Annotated in this window: 17 protein-coding genes and 1 pseudogene; 15 read left to right on the top strand and 3 right to left on the bottom strand. The window is 69.5% G+C overall.

Going from position 1 to position 17,876, the window contains the following annotated elements:
- Window positions 1-301 precede the first annotated feature (301 nt).
- The 9 genes from hemL (at window position 302) to ACZ7LU_RS16800 (ending at window position 9,673) form a co-directional block, all read left to right on the top strand.
- Window positions 302-1,627 carry a glutamate-1-semialdehyde 2,1-aminomutase gene (gene hemL, locus ACZ7LU_RS16840; protein ID WP_471917035.1) on the top strand — a complete coding sequence of 442 codons (1,326 nt, stop codon included), beginning with the start codon at window positions 302-304 and terminating at the stop codon, window positions 1,625-1,627.
- Complete coding sequence (locus ACZ7LU_RS16835; protein ID WP_398312644.1) at window positions 1,624-2,328, top strand: histidine phosphatase family protein; 705 nt, start codon at window positions 1,624-1,626, stop codon at window positions 2,326-2,328. The genes hemL and ACZ7LU_RS16835 overlap by 4 nt, the downstream gene beginning before the upstream one ends.
- A 183-nt stretch (window positions 2,329-2,511) precedes the next feature.
- Window positions 2,512-3,732 (top strand): polysaccharide deacetylase family protein, encoded by a 1,221-nt coding sequence (locus tag ACZ7LU_RS16830; protein WP_468088190.1) that lies wholly within the window; start codon window positions 2,512-2,514, stop codon window positions 3,730-3,732.
- Window positions 3,733-3,817: 85 nt separating this feature from the next.
- Entirely contained in the window at window positions 3,818-4,453 is a 636-nt protein-coding gene (locus ACZ7LU_RS16825; RefSeq protein ID WP_398312638.1) for a TlpA family protein disulfide reductase, read from the top strand.
- Window positions 4,453-5,217, top strand: a complete 765-nt coding sequence (locus ACZ7LU_RS16820) for a cytochrome c biogenesis CcdA family protein (RefSeq protein WP_471917034.1) — start codon at window positions 4,453-4,455, stop codon at window positions 5,215-5,217. The genes ACZ7LU_RS16825 and ACZ7LU_RS16820 overlap by 1 nt, the downstream gene beginning before the upstream one ends.
- Before the next feature lie 3 nt (window positions 5,218-5,220).
- On the top strand, window positions 5,221-6,951 hold the full coding sequence (resB, locus tag ACZ7LU_RS16815; protein ID WP_471917033.1) for a cytochrome c biogenesis protein ResB: 1,731 nt from the start codon (window positions 5,221-5,223) through the stop codon (window positions 6,949-6,951).
- A complete protein-coding gene (gene ccsB / locus ACZ7LU_RS16810) occupies window positions 6,948-8,042 on the top strand; it encodes a c-type cytochrome biogenesis protein CcsB (RefSeq protein ID WP_471917032.1) in 1,095 nt (364 codons plus the stop codon). The genes resB and ccsB overlap by 4 nt, the downstream gene beginning before the upstream one ends.
- An 84-nt stretch (window positions 8,043-8,126) precedes the next feature.
- Window positions 8,127-8,762 (top strand): RNA polymerase sigma factor, encoded by a 636-nt coding sequence (locus ACZ7LU_RS16805; protein ID WP_471917031.1) that lies wholly within the window; start codon window positions 8,127-8,129, stop codon window positions 8,760-8,762.
- Window positions 8,759-9,673: a CU044_5270 family protein gene (locus ACZ7LU_RS16800; RefSeq protein WP_471917030.1), complete on the top strand. Its 915-nt coding sequence runs from the start codon at window positions 8,759-8,761 to the stop codon at window positions 9,671-9,673. The genes ACZ7LU_RS16805 and ACZ7LU_RS16800 overlap by 4 nt, the downstream gene beginning before the upstream one ends.
- A 38-nt stretch (window positions 9,674-9,711) precedes the next feature.
- On the opposite strand, the gene ACZ7LU_RS16795 is transcribed toward ACZ7LU_RS16800, so the two are convergent.
- On the bottom strand, window positions 9,712-10,644 hold the full coding sequence (locus tag ACZ7LU_RS16795; protein ID WP_471917029.1) for an isopenicillin N synthase family dioxygenase: 933 nt from the start codon (window positions 10,642-10,644) through the stop codon (window positions 9,712-9,714).
- 122 nt (window positions 10,645-10,766) lie between these two features.
- On the opposite strand from ACZ7LU_RS16795, the gene ACZ7LU_RS16790 reads away from it, so the two are divergent.
- Entirely contained in the window at window positions 10,767-11,732 is a 966-nt protein-coding gene (locus tag ACZ7LU_RS16790; RefSeq protein ID WP_468088178.1) for a DMT family transporter, read from the top strand.
- On the opposite strand, the pseudogene ACZ7LU_RS16785 reads toward ACZ7LU_RS16790, so the two are convergent.
- Both ACZ7LU_RS16785 and ACZ7LU_RS16780 read right to left on the bottom strand, forming a co-directional pair.
- A pseudogene (locus tag ACZ7LU_RS16785) lies at window positions 11,635-12,525 on the bottom strand (LysR family transcriptional regulator); the annotation flags it as partial. The gene ACZ7LU_RS16790 and the pseudogene ACZ7LU_RS16785 sit on opposite strands and share 98 nt — an antisense overlap.
- A gap of 12 nt (window positions 12,526-12,537) precedes the next feature.
- Entirely contained in the window at window positions 12,538-12,846 is a 309-nt protein-coding gene (locus tag ACZ7LU_RS16780; protein ID WP_398312614.1) for a PLD nuclease N-terminal domain-containing protein, read from the bottom strand.
- A gap of 89 nt (window positions 12,847-12,935) precedes the next feature.
- Between ACZ7LU_RS16780 and ACZ7LU_RS16775 the strand changes: the two genes are divergently transcribed.
- The 5 genes from ACZ7LU_RS16775 to mqnE all read left to right on the top strand — a co-directional run bounded on the left by ACZ7LU_RS16775 (window position 12,936) and on the right by mqnE (window position 17,814).
- On the top strand, window positions 12,936-14,390 hold the full coding sequence (locus tag ACZ7LU_RS16775; RefSeq protein WP_398312611.1) for a menaquinone biosynthesis decarboxylase: 1,455 nt from the start codon (window positions 12,936-12,938) through the stop codon (window positions 14,388-14,390).
- The gene (mqnP, locus tag ACZ7LU_RS16770; protein ID WP_398312608.1) at window positions 14,387-15,289 is read left to right on the top strand and encodes a menaquinone biosynthesis prenyltransferase MqnP; all 903 of its coding nucleotides are present in this window, start codon (window positions 14,387-14,389) and stop codon (window positions 15,287-15,289) included. The genes ACZ7LU_RS16775 and mqnP overlap by 4 nt, the downstream gene beginning before the upstream one ends.
- A 25-nt stretch (window positions 15,290-15,314) precedes the next feature.
- Entirely contained in the window at window positions 15,315-15,989 is a 675-nt protein-coding gene (locus tag ACZ7LU_RS16765; RefSeq protein WP_398312605.1) for a UbiX family flavin prenyltransferase, read from the top strand.
- Between the two features lie 121 nt (window positions 15,990-16,110).
- Window positions 16,111-16,566: an Lrp/AsnC family transcriptional regulator gene (locus tag ACZ7LU_RS16760; protein WP_030791839.1), complete on the top strand. Its 456-nt coding sequence runs from the start codon at window positions 16,111-16,113 to the stop codon at window positions 16,564-16,566.
- 84 nt (window positions 16,567-16,650) lie between these two features.
- On the top strand, window positions 16,651-17,814 hold the full coding sequence (mqnE, locus tag ACZ7LU_RS16755) for an aminofutalosine synthase MqnE (protein WP_398312601.1): 1,164 nt from the start codon (window positions 16,651-16,653) through the stop codon (window positions 17,812-17,814).
- The last annotated feature ends 62 nt before the right edge of the window (window positions 17,815-17,876 follow it).

Raw genomic sequence — 17,876 nt, 5'->3', positions numbered from 1 at the left:
GACTCGCCGGAAGCGCCGAGCGTCTGGTCGGACGCCTGCGCCGGTTCCGCTTCCGCCTCGCGCCGGTGCTTGCCCCGCCGGGCACGCCGGGGGCCCAGGCCGTCGGTCCCCTCGCCCAGTCCGCCACCGCGATGCATATCTCCACCCGACTGCTTTGCCAGGGCGGCACGGCCCTGTCTTTTCTAGGCCTCGCGGCCCCCGCCACGCAACCCGATCATCGTGTCAGTGACCTCCCCCGCGGTCACCCTCTAAAACGTGGAGTGAAACACCTGTCCGCAGGATGTCCGGACGCTCTGACACCATGGCTCGTGTGAGCTTCCCGTATAGCGCCCCAGTTTCGCAGACTCTTTTCGACCGTGCGGCGGCCGTGACGCCCGGCGGTGTGAACTCTCCCGTGCGCGCGTTCCGCGCTGTGGGTGGTACGCCCCGTTTCATGGTGTCCGGTACCGGTCCGTACCTGACTGACGCCGACGGCCGCGAGTACGTCGACCTCGTGTGTTCGTGGGGTCCGATGATCCTCGGGCACTCCCACCCCGAGGTGATCGCCGCCGTGCAGGAGGCCGTGTCGCACGGCACCTCCTTCGGCACGCCCGGCGAGGGCGAGGTCGCGCTCGCCGAGGAGATCGTGGACCGCATCGAGCCCGTCGAGCAGGTGCGGCTCGTCTCCAGCGGCACCGAGGCGACCATGTCCGCCATCCGGCTGGCCCGCGGCTTCACCGGCCGCGCCAAGGTCATCAAGTTCGCCGGGTGCTACCACGGACACGTCGACGCGCTGCTCGCCTCGGCGGGTTCGGGCGTGGCGACCCTCGGTCTCCCCGACACGCCGGGCGTCACCGGCGCCCAGGCGGGCGACACCATCGTCGTGCCGTACAACGACCTCGAAGCGGTGCAGGAGGCGTTCCACAAGCACCCCGGTGAGATCGCGTGCGTCATCACCGAGGCGTCGCCCGGCAACATGGGCGTGGTGCCCCCGCGCCCCGGCTTCAACGAGGGCCTCAAGGCCGCCTGCGCCAAGAACGGCGCGCTGTACATCTCGGACGAGGTGATGACCGGCTTCCGTACGTCGAAGGCCGGCTGGTTCGGCGTGGACGGGGTCAAGCCCGACCTGATGACCTTCGGCAAGGTCATGGGCGGCGGCTTCCCGGCGGCGGCCTTCGGCGGCCGCGCCGACGTCATGGCGCACCTCGCCCCGGCGGGCCCCGTCTACCAGGCGGGCACGCTGTCCGGGAACCCGGTCGCGACGGCCGCGGGCCTCGCGCAGCTGCGGCTCCTCGACGACGCGGCGTACGCCAAGGTCGACGCCGTCTCCGAGCAGCTGCGCGGCCTGGTGACCGAGGCGCTCGCCAAGGAGGGCGTCGCGCACCGCGTGCAGAACGCGTCGAACATGTTCTCCGTCTTCTTCACCGACCGCGAGGTGCGGAACTACGAGGACGCGAAGGCGCAGGAGTCCTTCCGCTTCACCGCGTTCTTCCACTCGATGCTGTCGCAGGGCGTCTATCTGCCGCCGTCGGCCTTCGAGTCGTGGTTCGTGTCGACCGCCCACGACGAGCGGGCGGTCGAGCGGATCGCCGCCGCCCTGCCGGGTGCCGCGCGCGCGGCCGCGGAAGCGACGGAGGCCACCGCATGACCGGCACCCCGGCGGGCGACGAGCTGACCGTCGTCCACGTGATGCGCCACGGTGAGGTGCACAACCCGGACGGGATCCTGTACGGGCGGCTGCCCGACTACCACCTGTCCGAGCTCGGCCGGCAAATGGCCGACCGCGTCGCGGAGCACCTCTCCCACCGTGACGTGACGCATGTCGTCGCGTCGCCGCTGGACCGCGCCCAGGAGACGGCGACGCCGATCGCCAAGGCGCACGGCCTGGACCTGGCCACCGACGCCCGTCTCATCGAGGCGGCCAACGTCTTCGAGGGCAAGACCTTCGGGGTGGGCGACGGCGCGCTGAAGAACCCGGAGAACTGGAAGCACCTCGTCAACCCCTTCAAGCCGTCCTGGGGCGAGCCGTATGTCGAGCAGGTCGTGCGGATGATGGGCGCCCTGGACGCGGCGAAGGACGCGGCCCGCGGGCACGAGGCGGTGTGCGTCAGCCACCAGCTGCCGATCTGGATCGTGCGCAGCTTCGTGGAGAAGCGGCGGCTGTGGCACGACCCGCGCAAGCGGCAGTGCACGCTCGCCTCGCTGACGACGTTCACGTACCGCGGCGACCGAATCGTCTCGGTGGGTTACAGCGAGCCGGCCCGGGATCTCGTGCCCGCACATCTGCGCGCCGGCGCCAAGCCCGTGAAGGGCAGTAATAAGGGCAACAGCAAGGCATTCGGGGCCTGATAAACCGGCCTGTGAGCAACCGCGTGTAATCGCTCGGCAACTGTATGTCCCGTCCGGCAAATAACCGTAAATAAATGCGGCTTGTCCGGAACCCCACTGTTCGTCGCGCCCTCTAACGGGTCGTCCCTCTTGCATGGCAGATACGGCAGGAACGGATCCAAGGGCGCGACGAATGGGGTAGGAATGCGCGACATCAGCCGCAGGGGAATGCTCGGTCTCGGAGCGGGCACGGCCGCCGCTTTCGGGCTCGCGGCGTGCGGCTCCGGGGGCGGCGGCGATTCGTCGAAGTCCGCGGGAAAGGCCGGGGAAGGCGCCGGTGCCGAGAAGCGCCCGGCCAAGCCGATCGGTGACGGGTCGACCGCCTACACCGGCAAGCAGCCACGTCAGCCGGGCAAGCCCGTCCCGCTGGAGCCGGGCGAGACGCCCCCGCAGTTCGTGATCTTCTCCTGGGACGGCGCGGGCGAAGTGGGGAACGGTCTGTTCCCGCGCTTTCTGAAGCTCGCCGAGGACCACGACGCGCACATGACGTTCTTCCTCTCCGGGCTTTATCTCCTTCCGGAATCGAAGAAGCGCATGTACCGGCCGCCGAACAACGCGGTCGGCGCCTCCGACATCGGTTATCTCACCGACGGTCACATCAAGGACACCCTGAAGTACGTCCGGCAGGCCTGGCTCGAGGGCCATGAAATCGGCACGCACTTCAATGGGCACTTCTGCACGGGTACGGGTTCCGTCGCCAACTGGACGTCCGCGCAATGGCAGGACGAGATCGACCAGGCCAAGTCCTTTGTGAAGAAGTGGCGTACGAACACCGGCTGGACCGATCTGCCGTCGCTGCCCTTCGACTACGAGAAGGAACTCGTCGGCGGCCGCACGCCCTGTCTGCTCGGTCAGGACAATCTGCTGCCGACGGCGAAGAAGCTCGGCTGGCGCTATGACGCATCCTCGCCCGGCGGCCGCCAGAAGTGGCCCCAGAAGAAGATGGGCGTCTGGGACCTGCCCCTGCAGGCCATGCCTTTCCCCGGGCACTCCTTCGAGGTCCTGTCGATGGACTACAACATCCTCGCCAACCAGTCGAAGAACTCGACGAAGGCGCCCGCGCACAACTACCCGGGCTGGCGCAAGCAGGCCACGGAGTCCTACATAGCCGGCTTCAAGCGTGCCTATGAGACCAACCGCGCGCCGTTCTTCATCGGCAACCACTTCGAGGAGTGGAACGGCGGCATCTACATGGATGCCGTGGAGGAGGCGCTGAAGCACATCGCGGGCAAGAAGGACGTGCGGCTCGTGTCGTTCCGCCAGTTCGTCGACTGGCTCGACGTGCAGGACCCCAAGGTGCTCGCGAAGCTCCAGGGCCTGGAGGTCGGCCAGCAGCCCGCCGGGGGCTGGAAGAGCTTCCGCTAGGCGTCTTTCGGGCGCCTGAAGTGGGCGATTCGTTCGGTGGAGGGGGTGCGGAAGATCCCCGAAATGGACATGCGAAACTTTTCACATGAGTGTTGCCTGCCGTGCCCCACACCGCGTCGATAGCAGCAGTCACCGTCGCAGCCGTGCCGCCCTGCTCACCGCAGGCGCCGCGGTCGCGGCGCTGGCTCTGACCGCTTGCAGCTCAGGCGGCGTGTCGGGCGGTTCCGGAAACACCAACTTCGTCGCCGGGTCCGATGGCATCGCCACCGTCAAGAAGGGCGACCGCAAGCCGAACCCGTCGCTCGACGGAGAGACCCTCGACGGCAAGAAGCTCGACATCACCAAGGCCTACAAGGGCAAGATCGTCGTCATAAACGTCTGGGGCTCCTGGTGCGCACCGTGCCGGGCCGAGGCGCCGAACTTCGTGAAGCTCGCCAAGGAGACCAAGTCCAAGGGCGTCGAGTTCGTCGGGATCAACACGCGTGACCCCGAGCGCAGCCCGGCGATCTCGTTCGAGAAGCAGCACAAGGTTCCCTACCCGAGCCTGTACGACCCGATGGGGAAGCTGATGCTGCGCTTCCCCCAGGGTTCGCTCAACCCGAACGCCATTCCCTCCACGCTCGTCGTCGACCGGGACGGGAAGATCGCGGCCCGCGCTCAGCAGCCGCTGAGCGAGGAGAAGCTGCGGAAGATGATCGACCCCGTCCTCGCGGAGAAGTGATGTCGGCGCTCGCGGCCGTCACCGGTACGAACCAGACCGTCATGAGCGGGGCCCTGCTCCTCGCGATCCCGGTCGCGCTGCTCGGCGGGCTCATCTCCTTCTTCTCGCCGTGCGTCCTGCCGCTGGTGCCCGGCTATCTGTCGTACGTCACCGGGGTCGGCGGCCAGGACCTCGGCGAGGCGCGGCGCGGCCGGATGGCAGCGGGGGCCGGCCTTTTCGTGGCCGGGTTCACCGTCGTCTTCGTCTCCGCCACGGTCTTCTTCGGCGCTCTCGGCCGCACGCTCAAGGAGCACCAGAGCACCATCAACACGACGCTCGGCGTGGTGATGATCGTGCTCGGCCTCTTCTTCATGGGGCTCATGCCCTGGCTCACCCAGCGCGAGTTCCGCTTCCACAAGCGGCCCGCCGTCGGGCTGGCCGGCGCGCCGGTGGTGGGCGCCCTCTTCGCCGTCGGCTGGACGCCGTGCATCGGCCCGACCCTCGCCTCGGTCATGTTCCTCTCTGCCGACGGCGGCAACCCGCAGCGTGGGGCGATCCTCGGTGTCGCGTACTCCCTGGGGCTCGGCATCCCGTTCATCCTCGCGGCCGTCGCCTTCCGCAAGGCGCTCGGCGCGTTCGCCTGGGTGAAGCGGCACTACGTCTGGGTGATGCGCGTCGGCGGCATCATGATGATCGCGACCGGCCTGCTCCTCGTCACCGGTGTGTGGGACAGCATCGTGCAGGACATGCAGGTCTGGACCAGCAGCTACTCGGTGGGGATCTGATCCATGAGCAAGACGGAAGCGCCCGAGGGCAAGACCGGAACCCCTGACGAGCAGGGTGAATTCGGTGCCGCGGGCGCCAGCATGTCCACCGCCCCGCGGGACAGGGAGCGGGACGAGTCGGCGCCCAACCTCCCCAAGCTCGGTGTCATCGGCTGGCTGCGCTGGTTCTGGCGGCAGCTGACGTCGATGCGGGTCGCGCTCATCCTGCTCCTGCTGCTCTCCCTCGGCGCGATCCCGGGTTCGCTGATCCCGCAGAACAACGTCGACGAGCTCAAGGTCCAGGACTTCACGGAGCGGCACACCACGCTCGCCCCGATCTACGACAAGCTGCAGCTCTTCGACGTCTACAGCTCGGTGTGGTTCTCCGCGATCTACATCCTGCTCTTCGTCTCCCTCATCGGCTGCATCGTGCCCCGCACCTGGCAGTTCGTCGGCCAGCTCCGCGGCCGCCCGCCGGGCGCGCCGAAGAAGCTGACGCGGCTGCCCGCGTACACGACGTGGCGCACCGAGGCCGACCCCGATCAGGTGCACGAGGCCGCGCTGACGATGCTCAGGCAGCGTCGCTTCCGCGCGCACACCGCGGGCTCCGGCGCGGGCGCCTCGGTCGCCGCGGAGAAGGGCTATCTGCGCGAGGCCGGCAACCTGATGTTCCACATCGCGCTGATCGTGATGCTGATCGCGTTCGCCGCCGGGCAGCTCTTCAAGTCCGAGGGCGGCAAGCTGATCATGGAGGGGGACGGCTTCGCCAACACCCTCAGCCAGTACGACGACTTCAAGTCCGGCAGCCTCTTCGACTCCGCGAACCTCGAACCGTTCAGCTTCAAGCTCGACAGGTTCGTCGGTACGTACGAGAAGTCGGGCCCCAACCGCGGCACGGCCCGCACCTACCGTGCGGACGTCACCTACACCGAGGGCGCCGACGGCCCCGAGAAGAAGAAGTCCATCGAGGTCAACAAGCCGTTGGAGGTCGACGGCTCGAAGGTCTACCTCATCGGCCACGGCTTCGCCCCCGCGGTCACCGTCCGCGACGGCAAGGGCAAGGTCGTCTACCGGGCGTCCGTGCCGCTGCTGCCCATCGACCAGAACGGCACCGCGACCGGCGCCATCAAGGTCATGGACAACTACCGCGACAAGAACGGCAAGCCGGACCAGCTCGGGTTCAACGCCTTCTTCGTGCCGACCTTCGCGGGCGTCGGCAAGGGCCAGATGTTCTCGCAGTTCCCGGCCGCCGAGTACCCGGTGCTCGCGCTGTCCGCGTACCACGGCAGCCTGGGCGTCGACGCCGGTGTCCCGCAGAACGTGTACCAGCTGGACACCCGCAAGATGAAGAAGTTCAAGGACGCCGACGGCCAGCTGTTCAAGCAGCGGCTGCGCCCCGGTGAGACCATGAAGCTCCCGGACGGCGCCGGGTCGATCACCTTCGAGAAGAACCTCAAGGAGTGGGCGACCTTCCAGATCTCGCAGCAGCCCGGCACCGGATGGGCGCTCGGCGGCGCGATCGCCGCCGTCGCCGGTCTCGCGGGGTCGCTGTTCATCCAGCGCCGCCGCGTGTGGGTGCGGGCGGTCCGGGGCGCCGACGGCGTCACCGTCGTGGAGATGGCGGGCCTCGGCCGCAGCGAGTCCGCGAAGGTCCCCGAGGAGCTCTCCCAGCTCGCCGCCCACCTGCACGACCAGGCGCCGACGGCGCCCGAGCCCAACGCCGATGTCGTACCTGCCGAAGGGGCCGAGAAGTGAATCTCGCCACCACCCTGGCCGCCGAGCCCAACGAAAACCTCGCACACATCAGCAACGTGCTGATCTACTCCGCGATGGCCGTCTACCTCCTGGCCTTCTTCGCGCACATGGCGGAGTGGCTCTTCGGCAGCCGCAGCAAGGTCGCCCGCACCGCCGCGGCGCTCACCCCGAGCAAGACCGCCGCGGCCGCGGCGCCCGCGGTCACCGTCCAGGCCAAGGGCGGCACCGCCACCCTGGAGCGGCCGAAGGTCGTCACCCGGTCCGTGGCCGGTACGCGTGACGTGCCGGACGGTCCCGGCGCGTCCGCCGGGGACGAGAAGGGCGACCTCTACGGCCGCATCGCGGTCTCCCTCACGGTGCTCGCCTTCCTCCTGGAGTTCGGCGGCGTCCTCACCCGCGCCCTGTCGGTGCAGCGCGCGCCGTGGGGCAACATGTACGAGTTCAGCATCACCTTCTCCACCGTCGCCGTCGGCGTGTACCTGGTGCTGCTCGCGCTGAAGAAGCCCATCGCCTGGCTCGGCCTCCCGCTGGTCACGACGGTCCTGCTCGACCTCGGCCTCGCCGTCACCGTCCTGTACACCGACAGCGACCAGCTGGTCCCGGCCCTCCACTCGTACTGGCTGTGGATCCACGTCTCCACCGCGATCTTCTGCGGCGCGGTCTTCTACGTCGGGTTCGTCGCGACGATGCTCTACCTCTTCCGCGACAGCTACGAGACGAAGCTGGCGGGCGGCGGCCAGCCCGGCAAGTTCGCCACCTCCGTCCTGGAGCGCCTCCCCTCGGCGGGCTCCCTCGACAAGTTCTCGTACCGCCTGAACGCCGCCATCTTCCCGCTGTGGACGTTCACGATCATCGCGGGCGCGATCTGGGCGGGCGACGCCTGGGGCCGCTACTGGGGCTGGGACCCCAAGGAGGTCTGGTCCTTCATCACGTGGGTCGCCTACGCCGGCTACCTCCACGCCCGCGCCACCGCGGGATGGAAGGGCCGCAAGGCCGCCTACCTGGCCCTGATCGCCTTCGGCTGCTGGCTGTTCAACTACTACGGAGTGAACATCTTCGTCACCGGCAAGCACTCGTACGCCGGCGTCTGACCCGCCGCAGCGCCGCCTCGTGAGGCCGGTTCCCGTGACCCAGGTCACGGGAACCGGCCTTTGCCGTACGGACAGTCAAAGGGCGTGGAGACGAATCAGGGGGAACCTCAGGCACGTCACAGAGCGCTGCGCGTCCGCATCAGGGACGGCGACGCCGATGCCTTCGGCGAGCTCTTCGACGCGTACGCGCGCTCCGTCTACAACCACGCCTTCCGGCTGACGGGCGACTGGTCATCGGCCGAGGACATCGTGTCCCTGACCTTCCTCGACGCGTGGCGGCTGCGCGGCCGGGTCGACGCCGACGGCGGGTCGCTGCGGCCCTGGCTGCTGGGCGTCGCCACCAACGTCACCCGCAACGTGCGCCGGGCGGCCCGCAGGCACGCGGCCGCCGTCGCCCGGCTGCCGCGGGACGAGCCGGTCCCCGACTTCGCGGACGAGCTCGCCGGGCGCATCGACGACGAGGAACAGCTCGCCCTGGTCCGTACGGCACTGGCGAAGCTGCGCCGCGCCGAGCGTGAGGTGCTCGCGCTCTGCGTCTGGTCGGGGCTCGAATACACCGCCGCCGCGCGGGCCCTCGGCATTCCGGTCGGCACCGTGCGCTCCCGGCTCTCCCGGGCCCGTACAAAACTCGCGAAAGCCTTGGAACCCCGCAAAGGGCACGGACAGGTAAGAGGTGGCCGCACGTCCGCGGTCAGGCCCATCAGGGAGGGAGAACGATGAACGAGCTTCCCGAGCGCGACCTTCCGCCGGGCCGTCATCACCTGCTCAAGGAGCACCTGTTGACCGAGATCCGGCAGAACGAGAAGATGGCGCCCGCGCGACGGAAGGTCTGGTTCCGGCCCGCGCTCGTCGCGGGAGCGGTGGCCGCGGCCGTCACGGCGGGCGTCCTGGTCGCCTCGCCGTTCGGCGACCGGGCGGCGCAGGCGGGGCCGCCGTCGGAGGAGACCGTGCGGATGCTGGAGGAGATCGCCGCGGCGGCGAAGGCACAGCCCGCCCCGAAGGGCCTGCGCGACGACCAGTTCGTGTACATCAAGACCAAAGAGAGGTACATGGAGACGGGCAGCGACGAGACGTCGCGCCTCCAGCCCCTGCACGTCCGGGAGTACTGGAGCTCGGTGGACGGCAAGCACACGGAGGTGATCAACGACCGTGTCGACGGCTTCGACCACGAGCGGATGCCGCCGGACCTGCCGCTCGTGGAGGGCGACTCCCACTACCGCAGCCTGCAGAAGCTGCCGACCGACCCGGTGAACATGCGGGACTGGCTCTACCGGGTGGCCTCGGGCGGCGAGAGCAAGGACCAGAACGCGTTCGTCCAGGTCGGCGACCTGTGCGGCGGTCTGATGCCGCCGAAGCAGGCGGCCGCGCTCTACCTCGCCGCGTCGACGATCCCCGGCGTCGAGGTGCGCGGGGACGTGGTGGACGCGGCGGGGCGGCACGGTGTGGCCATCACCCGCGAGAACGACGGCGAGCGCCAGGAGCTGATCTTCGACAAGAAGACCAAGCAGTTCCTCGGTGAGCGGCAGGTGGCGGTCGAGGACCTGCCGACGGGCTTCAAGAAGGGCACGGTGACCGCCCACACCGCCGTCCTGGAGCGCGTCGTCGTCGACGAGGCGGGACGGCGTCCGTAGGCGTGTGTCCGGGCCGCGGAAGGCGTGTCGCGGCCCGGCTATTCCACCGTGATCGCGTCCAGCTGGCCCCTCAGGTACACGTGGGAGTCGATGCCCTTCCCGTCCGTGCCCGGGTCGCACTCGTAGAAGTAGACGAGGGACATCAGCTCCTCGGTGGGGTGGTCGGCCGGTGGAGGGAGGACGCGGTGGCGGCCGGACTGCCAGCGGTTTCCGGTCCAGCGGGCCATCAGGTCGCCGATGTTGACGGTGAAGGCGGCCGGGTCGAAGGGGGCGTCCTCCCAGCCGCCCTCGTCCGTGAAGACCTGGAGACCGCCCCGGCCCGCCTGCCGGTCGAGGACCGTGACCGTGCCGAAGTCCGTGTGCGGGCCGATGCGGAACTGGCCCGGCTCGGGGTCGCCGACGCGCTCCCGGCCCGGGTACCAGTTGATGTTGAAGCCCCAGGTGGGGTGGGTGGTGTGGCGGGTGAAGTGGTTCTCTGCCTCGCCGAGTGCCACGGCGAGCAGTTCGAGCAGGCGGTCGGAGAGGGAGCGCATCTCGTGGAGGTACGTCTGGACGAGCGCCCGTAGTTCGGGGGTCTCCTCCGGCCAGGTGTTGGGGGTGAACCACTCGGCGTCCACGGCCGGGTCGCCCGTCGGGTCGTCCGCCGCGAAGGACAGGGACTCCTTCAGGTCCGGGGGAGCGGGCGTGCCCTCCGCGTAGCTGTTCGCCTCGGCGCCGGGGCCGAGCCAGCCGCGCCCGCCGACCCGCACCGCGTACGGCCGCTTCGCCTCGGCGGGCAGGTGGAAGAAGCCGCGGGCCGACGACCGGATCGCCGTGCGCAGCGCCGGGTCGACGCCGTGCCCCGTCACCAGGAGGAACCCGGCGGTCCGCAGGGCCTCGTCGATGGTGCGGGCCGTCCGCGCGCGGGCGTCGGGGTCGCCGGAAAGCCACGGCCGCAGGTCGACCGTCGGAATGCGGGATGCGCTGCTCATGCCTCCCATCGTGCCCCTCCGGGCCCCCGGTCAGGCCTCATCGACAGCGCCGATGGAGCCATCGAGAGGACGCCCCACTGGCGCGTGGACCAGGGCGTACGCCCGCTCGTAGCTTCGGCGGCATGACCACCACCAAGTCTTCGGAGCGCACGGGCACCGCCCAGCTCACCGCCGCGATGGTGCTCTCCGGCACCCTCGGGATCTTCGTCGTCGAGTCCGGCGCGGCGGCGTTCGACGTCGTCTTCTTCCGCGTCCTGTTCGGCGCCCTCGCCCTCGGCGCGTACGCCTTCGCCCGCGGCTACTTCCGCGACCACGGGCTCACCCTCAAAAAGCTCGGACTCGCCGCGCTCGGCGGCGTGTTCATCGTCTTCAACTGGGTGTTCCTCTTCAAGGCGTACGAGGCCACCTCGATCTCACTGGCCACCGTCGTCTACCACACGCAGCCGTTCTTCCTGGTGCTGCTCAGCGCCGTCGTCCTGCGCGAGCGCCTGAGCCGCTCCCAACTGGGCTGGCTCGTCGCCGCGTTCGCCGGGCTGGTGCTGGTGTCCGGGGTGCGCCCGGGCGACGCGGGATCGCTCGCCGGCATCGGACTCGCGCTCCTCGCCGCCGTCCTCTACGCCCTGTCCACCCTCGTCACCAAGCGCATAACGGGAGTCCGCCCGCATCTGATCGCCCTGGTCCAAGTCGTCGTCGGCATCCCGCTGTTGCTGCCCTTCGCCGACGTCGGCGCGATGAGCGGCACGGGCGCCGGATGGGCCTGGCTCGCCGGGCTCGGCGTGATCCACACCGGTCTGATGTACGTCCTGATGTACGCGGCGTACGCCAAGCTGCCCACCGCCAAGATCGCCGTGCTCGCCTTCACCTACCCGGCGGTCGCGATGGTCGCCGACTGGGCGGTCTACGGCCACCACATCGGGCCCGTCCAGGCCCTCGGCGTCCCGCTGATCGTCCTGGCGAGCCTCAAGGTCACGCTGGGCCGGGGGACCGGACCTGCTCCCGCACGAGCCGCACGGCCTGCTCCACGAACAGCCGCACCTGCGGCGGCAGACGCTTCCCCGACCGCCACGCGAGCTGCGTCCACAGCGTGAACGGCGGCTCCCACGGCAGCCGGACGAGCGTGCCGTCCGCCAGCTCCCGCGCCACCGCCACGGCGGGCAGCAGCGCCACCCCGAGGCCGCCCGCCACGCCCTGTTTGGTCGCCTCGATGGTGCCGAACTCCATGAACGGGGGCGGCGTGCCGGTCCGCTCGCGCAGTTCCGCCTCGAAGAGGTCCCGGTACGGGCAGCCGGGCTCGGTGCCGACGAGCTGCGCCGACGTCAGGTCGTCCGTGACGAGCCCGTCCGTCCCGCGCGCGGCCAGCGGATGGGCGGGGGCACAGACCAGGACCAGCGGCTCCTCGGCGAGGACCTCCGTCTCCAGGCCGTGGTGCGCGGTCTCCGGCTCCATCAGGAAGCCCACGTCGTACGTCCCCTGCCGCAGCGCCTGCCGGGTCTCGTCGCCCAGCGTGGGCCGCAGCGAGAGCCGCACCTTCGGGTAGCGGTGGTGGAAGAGTTCGAGGAGCGGCGGGAGGCGGTAGGACGTCAGGGACTCCATGGTGCCGACCGCGATGGTGCCGGACGGCTCCTCGGCGTCGACGACGGCGGCCCGCGCCTCGTCGGCGAGGTCGATGATCTGCCGGGCGTAGGGGAGGAGTCGCTCACCCGCCTCGGTCAGGCGGATGCGGCTGCCGAGCCGGTCGAAGAGCTCGGTGCCGAGGGAGGTCTCCAGGGCGCGGACCTGGCTGGTGACGCTGGACTGCGCGTACTTCAGCTCGGTGGCGGCGCGGGTGAAGCTGAGGACGGTGGCGACCTTCTCGAAGGTCACGAGGAGCCGCAGTTCCACGGATACGGGTCCTCAGCCCTCGGTGCCCTTGTCGCGCTTCTTGTCGTCCGGGTCCTCTTCCTTGAGGGACTTCAGGAACTCCGGGTTGTCGTCGGGCGCGACCCAGCGGGTCCTGCCGCCTCCTGCGCCGGGCGCGTGCCGCTTCTTGCCCGTGACGAACCAGGCGATCGGGCCGAGCAGCACCTCCCCGAAGAGCAGCACGATGATGACCCACACCACCTTGGGCAGATGCCTGACCTCCTTCTCCGGAGTGTTCAGTACATCGATGAAGGCGTAGATCCACACCGCCAGGACCAGCAGGAACGGCAGATACCTGAGCATGGTGGCGGGGTCCCCCAAGCAGTGACGGCGGGAGGCGTGCAGGCCCCCGGTGACGGGGCCAGGGTAACCGGTGCCGGATACTGGAACGCATGGCTTACGACGATCTTCGCTCCCTGCTCCGGGCACTGGACCGCGAGGGCGATCTCAAGCGCATCAAGGCCGAGGTCGACCCGTATCTGGAGGTCGGCGAGATCGTCGACCGCGTCCAGAAGGCCGGCGGCCCGGCGCTCCTCTTCGAGAACGTCAAGGGCTCGGCGATGCCCCTGGCGATGAATGTGTACGGGACGGACCGCCGCCTCCTGAAGGCGCTGGGCCTGAAGTCGTACGGCGAGATCAGCGAGAAGATCGGCGGCCTGCTCAAGCCGGAGCTGCCGCACGGCTTCGTCGGGGTGCGCGAGGCCTTCGGGAAGCTCGGCGCGATGACGCACGTACCGCCGAAGAAGGTGAAAGAGGCTCCCGTCCAGGAGGTCGTCCTCACCGGCGACGACGTCGACCTGGAGCAGTTGCCCGCGCTCTTCACCTGGCCCGAGGACGGCGGCTCCTTCTTCAACCTGGGCCTGACCCACACCAAGGACCCGGACACCGGGGTGCGCAACCTCGGCCTGTACCGCCTCCAGCGCCACGACAAGCGCACCATCGGCATGCACTGGCAGATCCACAAGGACAGCCGCAACCACTACCAGGTGGCCGCCCGCAGGGGCGAGAAGCTGCCGGTCGCGATCGCCTTCGGCTGCCCGCCCGCCGTGACGTACGCGTCGACGGCGCCGCTCCCCGGCGACATGGACGAGTACATGCTGGCCGGGTTCATCCAGGGCAAGCGCGTGGAGATGGTCGACTGCAAGACGGTCCCGCTCCAGGTGCCCGCGCACGCCGAGGTCGTCATCGAGGGCTGGCTGGAGCCGGGCGAGATGCTGCCGGAGGGCCCCTTCGGCGACCACACCGGCTTCTACACGCCGCAGGAGCCGTTCCCCGCGCTGAAGATCGACTGCGTGACCATGCGGAAGCGGCCGCTGCTCCAGTCCATCGTCGTCGGCCGCCCGCCGACGGAGGACGGCCCGCTCGGCCGCGCGACGGAGAGGTTCTTCCTCCCCCTCCTCAAGGTGATCGTCCCGGACATCGTCGACTACCACCTGCCGGAGTCGGGCGGCTTCCACAACTGCGCGATCGTCTCGATCGACAAGAAGTACCCGAAGCACGCGCAGAAGGTCATGCACGCCATCTGGGGCGCGCACATGATGTCCCTGACGAAGCTGATCGTCGTCGTGGACAAGGACTGCGACGTCCACGATCTGCACGAGGTCTCCTGGCGGGCGCTCGGCAACACCGACTACGCCCGCGACCTCACCGTCGTCGAAGGCCCGGTCGACCACCTCGACCACGCCTCGTACCAGCAGTTCTGGGGCGGCAAGGCGGGCATCGACGCCACGAAGAAGCTGCCCGAGGAGGGCTACACCCGGGACGGCGGCTGGCCGAACATGGTCGAGTCCGACCCGGAGACGGCGGCGAAGGTCGACCGTCGCTGGAAGGAGTACGGACTCTCGTGAGTTCAGCATCAGCCGCGATCCCGCAACCGGGGCGCACCAAAGCATTCCTGCGGCTCGTCATGATCGAGCACTCCGTGTTCGCGCTGCCGTTCGCGTACATCGCCGCGCTGACCGCGATGTTCCGGCTGGACGAGAACATCCACTGGGGGCGGCTGCTCCTGGTGACCGTCTGCATGGTCGGCCTGCGCACGTTCGCGATGGCGGCGAACCGGATCATCGACCGTGAGATCGACGCCCGCAACCCGCGCACCGCGCACCGCGAGCTCGTCACGGGCGCGGTGTCGGTGAAGTCCGCGTGGACGGGCGCGCTGATCGCGCTCGCCGTGTTCCTCGCGTCGGCCGCGCTGCTCAACCCGCTCTGTCTGGCGCTGGCGCCCGTCGCGGTGGTGCCGATGGTCGTCTATCCGTACGGCAAGCGGTTCACGAACTTCCCGCAGGCGATCCTCGGCCTCGCGCAGGCGATGGGCCCGGTCGGCGCGTGGATCGCGGTCACCGGCGAGTGGTCGGGCCAGGCGGTGATCCTCGGGCTCGCGGTCGGCGTCTGGATCGGCGGCTTCGACCTGATCTACGCCTGCCAGGACGTGGAGACGGACCGCGAGGTCGGCGTGAAGTCGGTGCCCGCGCGGTTCGGCATCCCCGCCGCGATCTGGGGCGCCCGCGGCTGCCACCTCGTGACGACCGCGCTCTTCGTCTGGTACGCCGCGTCCACCGACGCGGGCGTGTTCTTCTGGATCGGCCTCGCGGTGGTCGCCGGTGCCTTCGTCTACGAGCACTCGATCGTGAAGCCGCACGACCTGTCTCGCCTGAACCGCGCCTTCTTCCAGGTGAACGGGTTCATCGGGATCGCCCTGTTCGCGTGCGCGCTGCTGGATCTGCTCGTACGCGGGCTCACCGTCTGAAACGCCGACGGATAGGCTGCACAGCGTGAACCCAGGAGATACGCAGCGTAGGCCTTGGATCGTGGGGGTGTCGGGCGCCTCCGGGACGCCGTACGCCGCCGCGGTGCTGCGCGCGCTGCTCGCGGCGGGGGAGAGCGTGGACCTCGTCGTCTCGCGGGCGTCGCGGCTGACGCTGCTCGACGAGACGGGCATCGCCTTCCGGGACGCGCACTGGCGGGACGACCTGCGGCAGTGGCTGGCGCGCGGCGCGGACGGCAAGCCGGGGGTGTTCGACCCCGATGTGTCCGACGTGCGGTACTGGGCCGCCGGCGACCTGGCGGCCGGCCCTTCCTCGGGGTCGTACGCGACGAAGGGGATGCTGATCGTGCCGGCGTCCACGGCGTGCGTGGCCGGGGTGGCGCTCGGGCTCTCGAAGGATCTGCTCCAGCGGTCGGCGAGCGTGACGCTGAAGGAAGGCCGACGGCTCGTGGTCTGCGTACGCGAGACGCCGCTGAACGGGCAGACGCTGAGGCACCTGGTGAGCCTGGACGACGCGGGCGCGATCGTGCTGCCCGCCTCCCCGGCGTTCTACGCGGGGGCGACGCACATCCAGGACCTGGTGGACTTCGTCGCCGGGCGGGTGCTGGACGCGGCCCGGGTGCCGCACGGCCTGTACCGCAGGTGGGAGGGAGAGCTCGGCTCCGGCTCCCGGGGGGAGTAGCGCCTCCAGCGCGGCCGTCCTGTGGACACGTGGGAAAGATTTACAGGGTGTAGACCCTGTTGCGCCTTAGATTCTGCACATAGACTCGCGGTATCGCTGAATAATGAAAGGCATCGCACCTATGGACGCCGTGGACAGGCAGCTCATCCAGGCCCTGCGGGAGAACGGCCGGGCCTCGTACGCAGAACTCGGGCGGCTCGTGGGCCTCTCCGGGCCCAGCGTCACGGACCGGATCAACCGCCTCGAGGCGGCCGGTGTCATCACGGGCTACCGCGCGACCGTCGACTCCGCCTCGCTCGGCCTCGGCGTCATCGCCCTCATCGGGATCTCGCTCTCCGACGCCGCCGACCACGAGGACGTGGCGCGGCGCCTGAAGGACCTGCACGAGATCGAGGACTGCTGGTTCATCGCGGGCGACGACTCGTACATGCTCAAGGTCAGGGCGAGCGACGTGGACGGCCTGGAGAAGACGATCCGCAGGCTCAGCGGCACGCGGGGCGTCTCCCGGACGCGTACGACGATCGTGCTCTCCACGAAGTGGGAGAACCGGGTCGGAGAGCTGCCCGAAGAGGAGTGAGGCGCGGGGGCGTACGGTTGGCGGGAGTTTGTCGTAGGGCGCGGGCCGCAGGCCGCGGGTTGCTGGAGAGGTAAGGGCGAGGGCATGGACGCAGGTCTCAAGCGCGATCTTGAGCAGAAGGTCCGGGACGGTGAGCGGCTGTCCCGCGAGGACGGCATCGCGCTCTACGAGTCGGACGACCTGGCCTGGCTCGGCGGCCTCGCCCACGAGGTGCGCACCCGCAAGAACGGCGACGTCGTGCACTTCAACGTCAACCGTCACCTCAACATGACGAACGTGTGCACCGCGTCCTGCGCGTACTGCTCGTTCCAGCGGAAGCCGGGCGAGAAGGACGCGTACACGATGCGCATCGAGGAGGCCGTCCGCCTCGCCAAGGCGATGGAGGGCGAGAACCTCACCGAGCTGCACATCGTCAACGGCCTGCACCCGAACCTGCCGTGGCGGTACTACCCGCGTTCGCTGAGCGAGCTGAAGAAGGCCCTCCCGAACGTCTCGCTGAAGGCCTTCACGGCCACGGAGATCCACCACTTCGAGACGATCTCCGGCATGTCGGCCTCCGACATCCTGGACGAGCTGATCGAGGCGGGCCTGGAGTCGCTCACCGGCGGCGGCGCGGAGATCTTCGACTGGGAGGTCCGCCAGCACATCGTCGACCACCGCACCCACTGGGAGGACTGGTCGCGCATCCACCGCCTCGCGCACGAGAAGGGTCTGAAGACCCCGTGCACGATGCTGTACGGCCACATCGAGGAGCCGCGCCACCGCGTCGACCACGTCCTTCGGCTGCGTGAACTCCAGGACGAGACCGGCGGCTTCCAGGTCTTCATCCCGCTGCGCTACCAGCACGACTTCGTGGACATGAAGGACGGCAAGGTCAGGAACCGCCTCCAGGCGCGCACGACCATGGCGTCCGGCGCGGAGGCCCTGAAGACCTTCGCGGTCTCGCGCCTCCTCTTCGACAACGTCCCGCACGTCAAGGTCTTCTGGGTCATGCACGGCCTCCAGACCACGCAGCTCGCGCTCCAGCACGGCGCGGATGACATGGACGGCTCCGTCGTCGAGTACAAGATCACGCACGACGCGGACAACTTCGGTACGCCGAACAAGCTGACCCGCGAGGACCTCCTCGACCTGATCCGCGAGGCCGGCTTCCGCCCGGTCGAGCGGAACACGCGCTACGAGGCGATCCGCGAGTACGAGGGGCCCGACCCGATGCTGCGCGAGACCCCGCAGGCGATGCGGGTCTGACCCCTTGCCGGGGATGACCCCCTTGCCGGGGACGAGCCCTCTCGTGCTTCACTGGAGAGGCT

The organism is Streptomyces sp. NPDC039462 (assembly GCF_055639375.1).
This window is presented reverse-complemented; position numbering and strand designations above follow the sequence as displayed.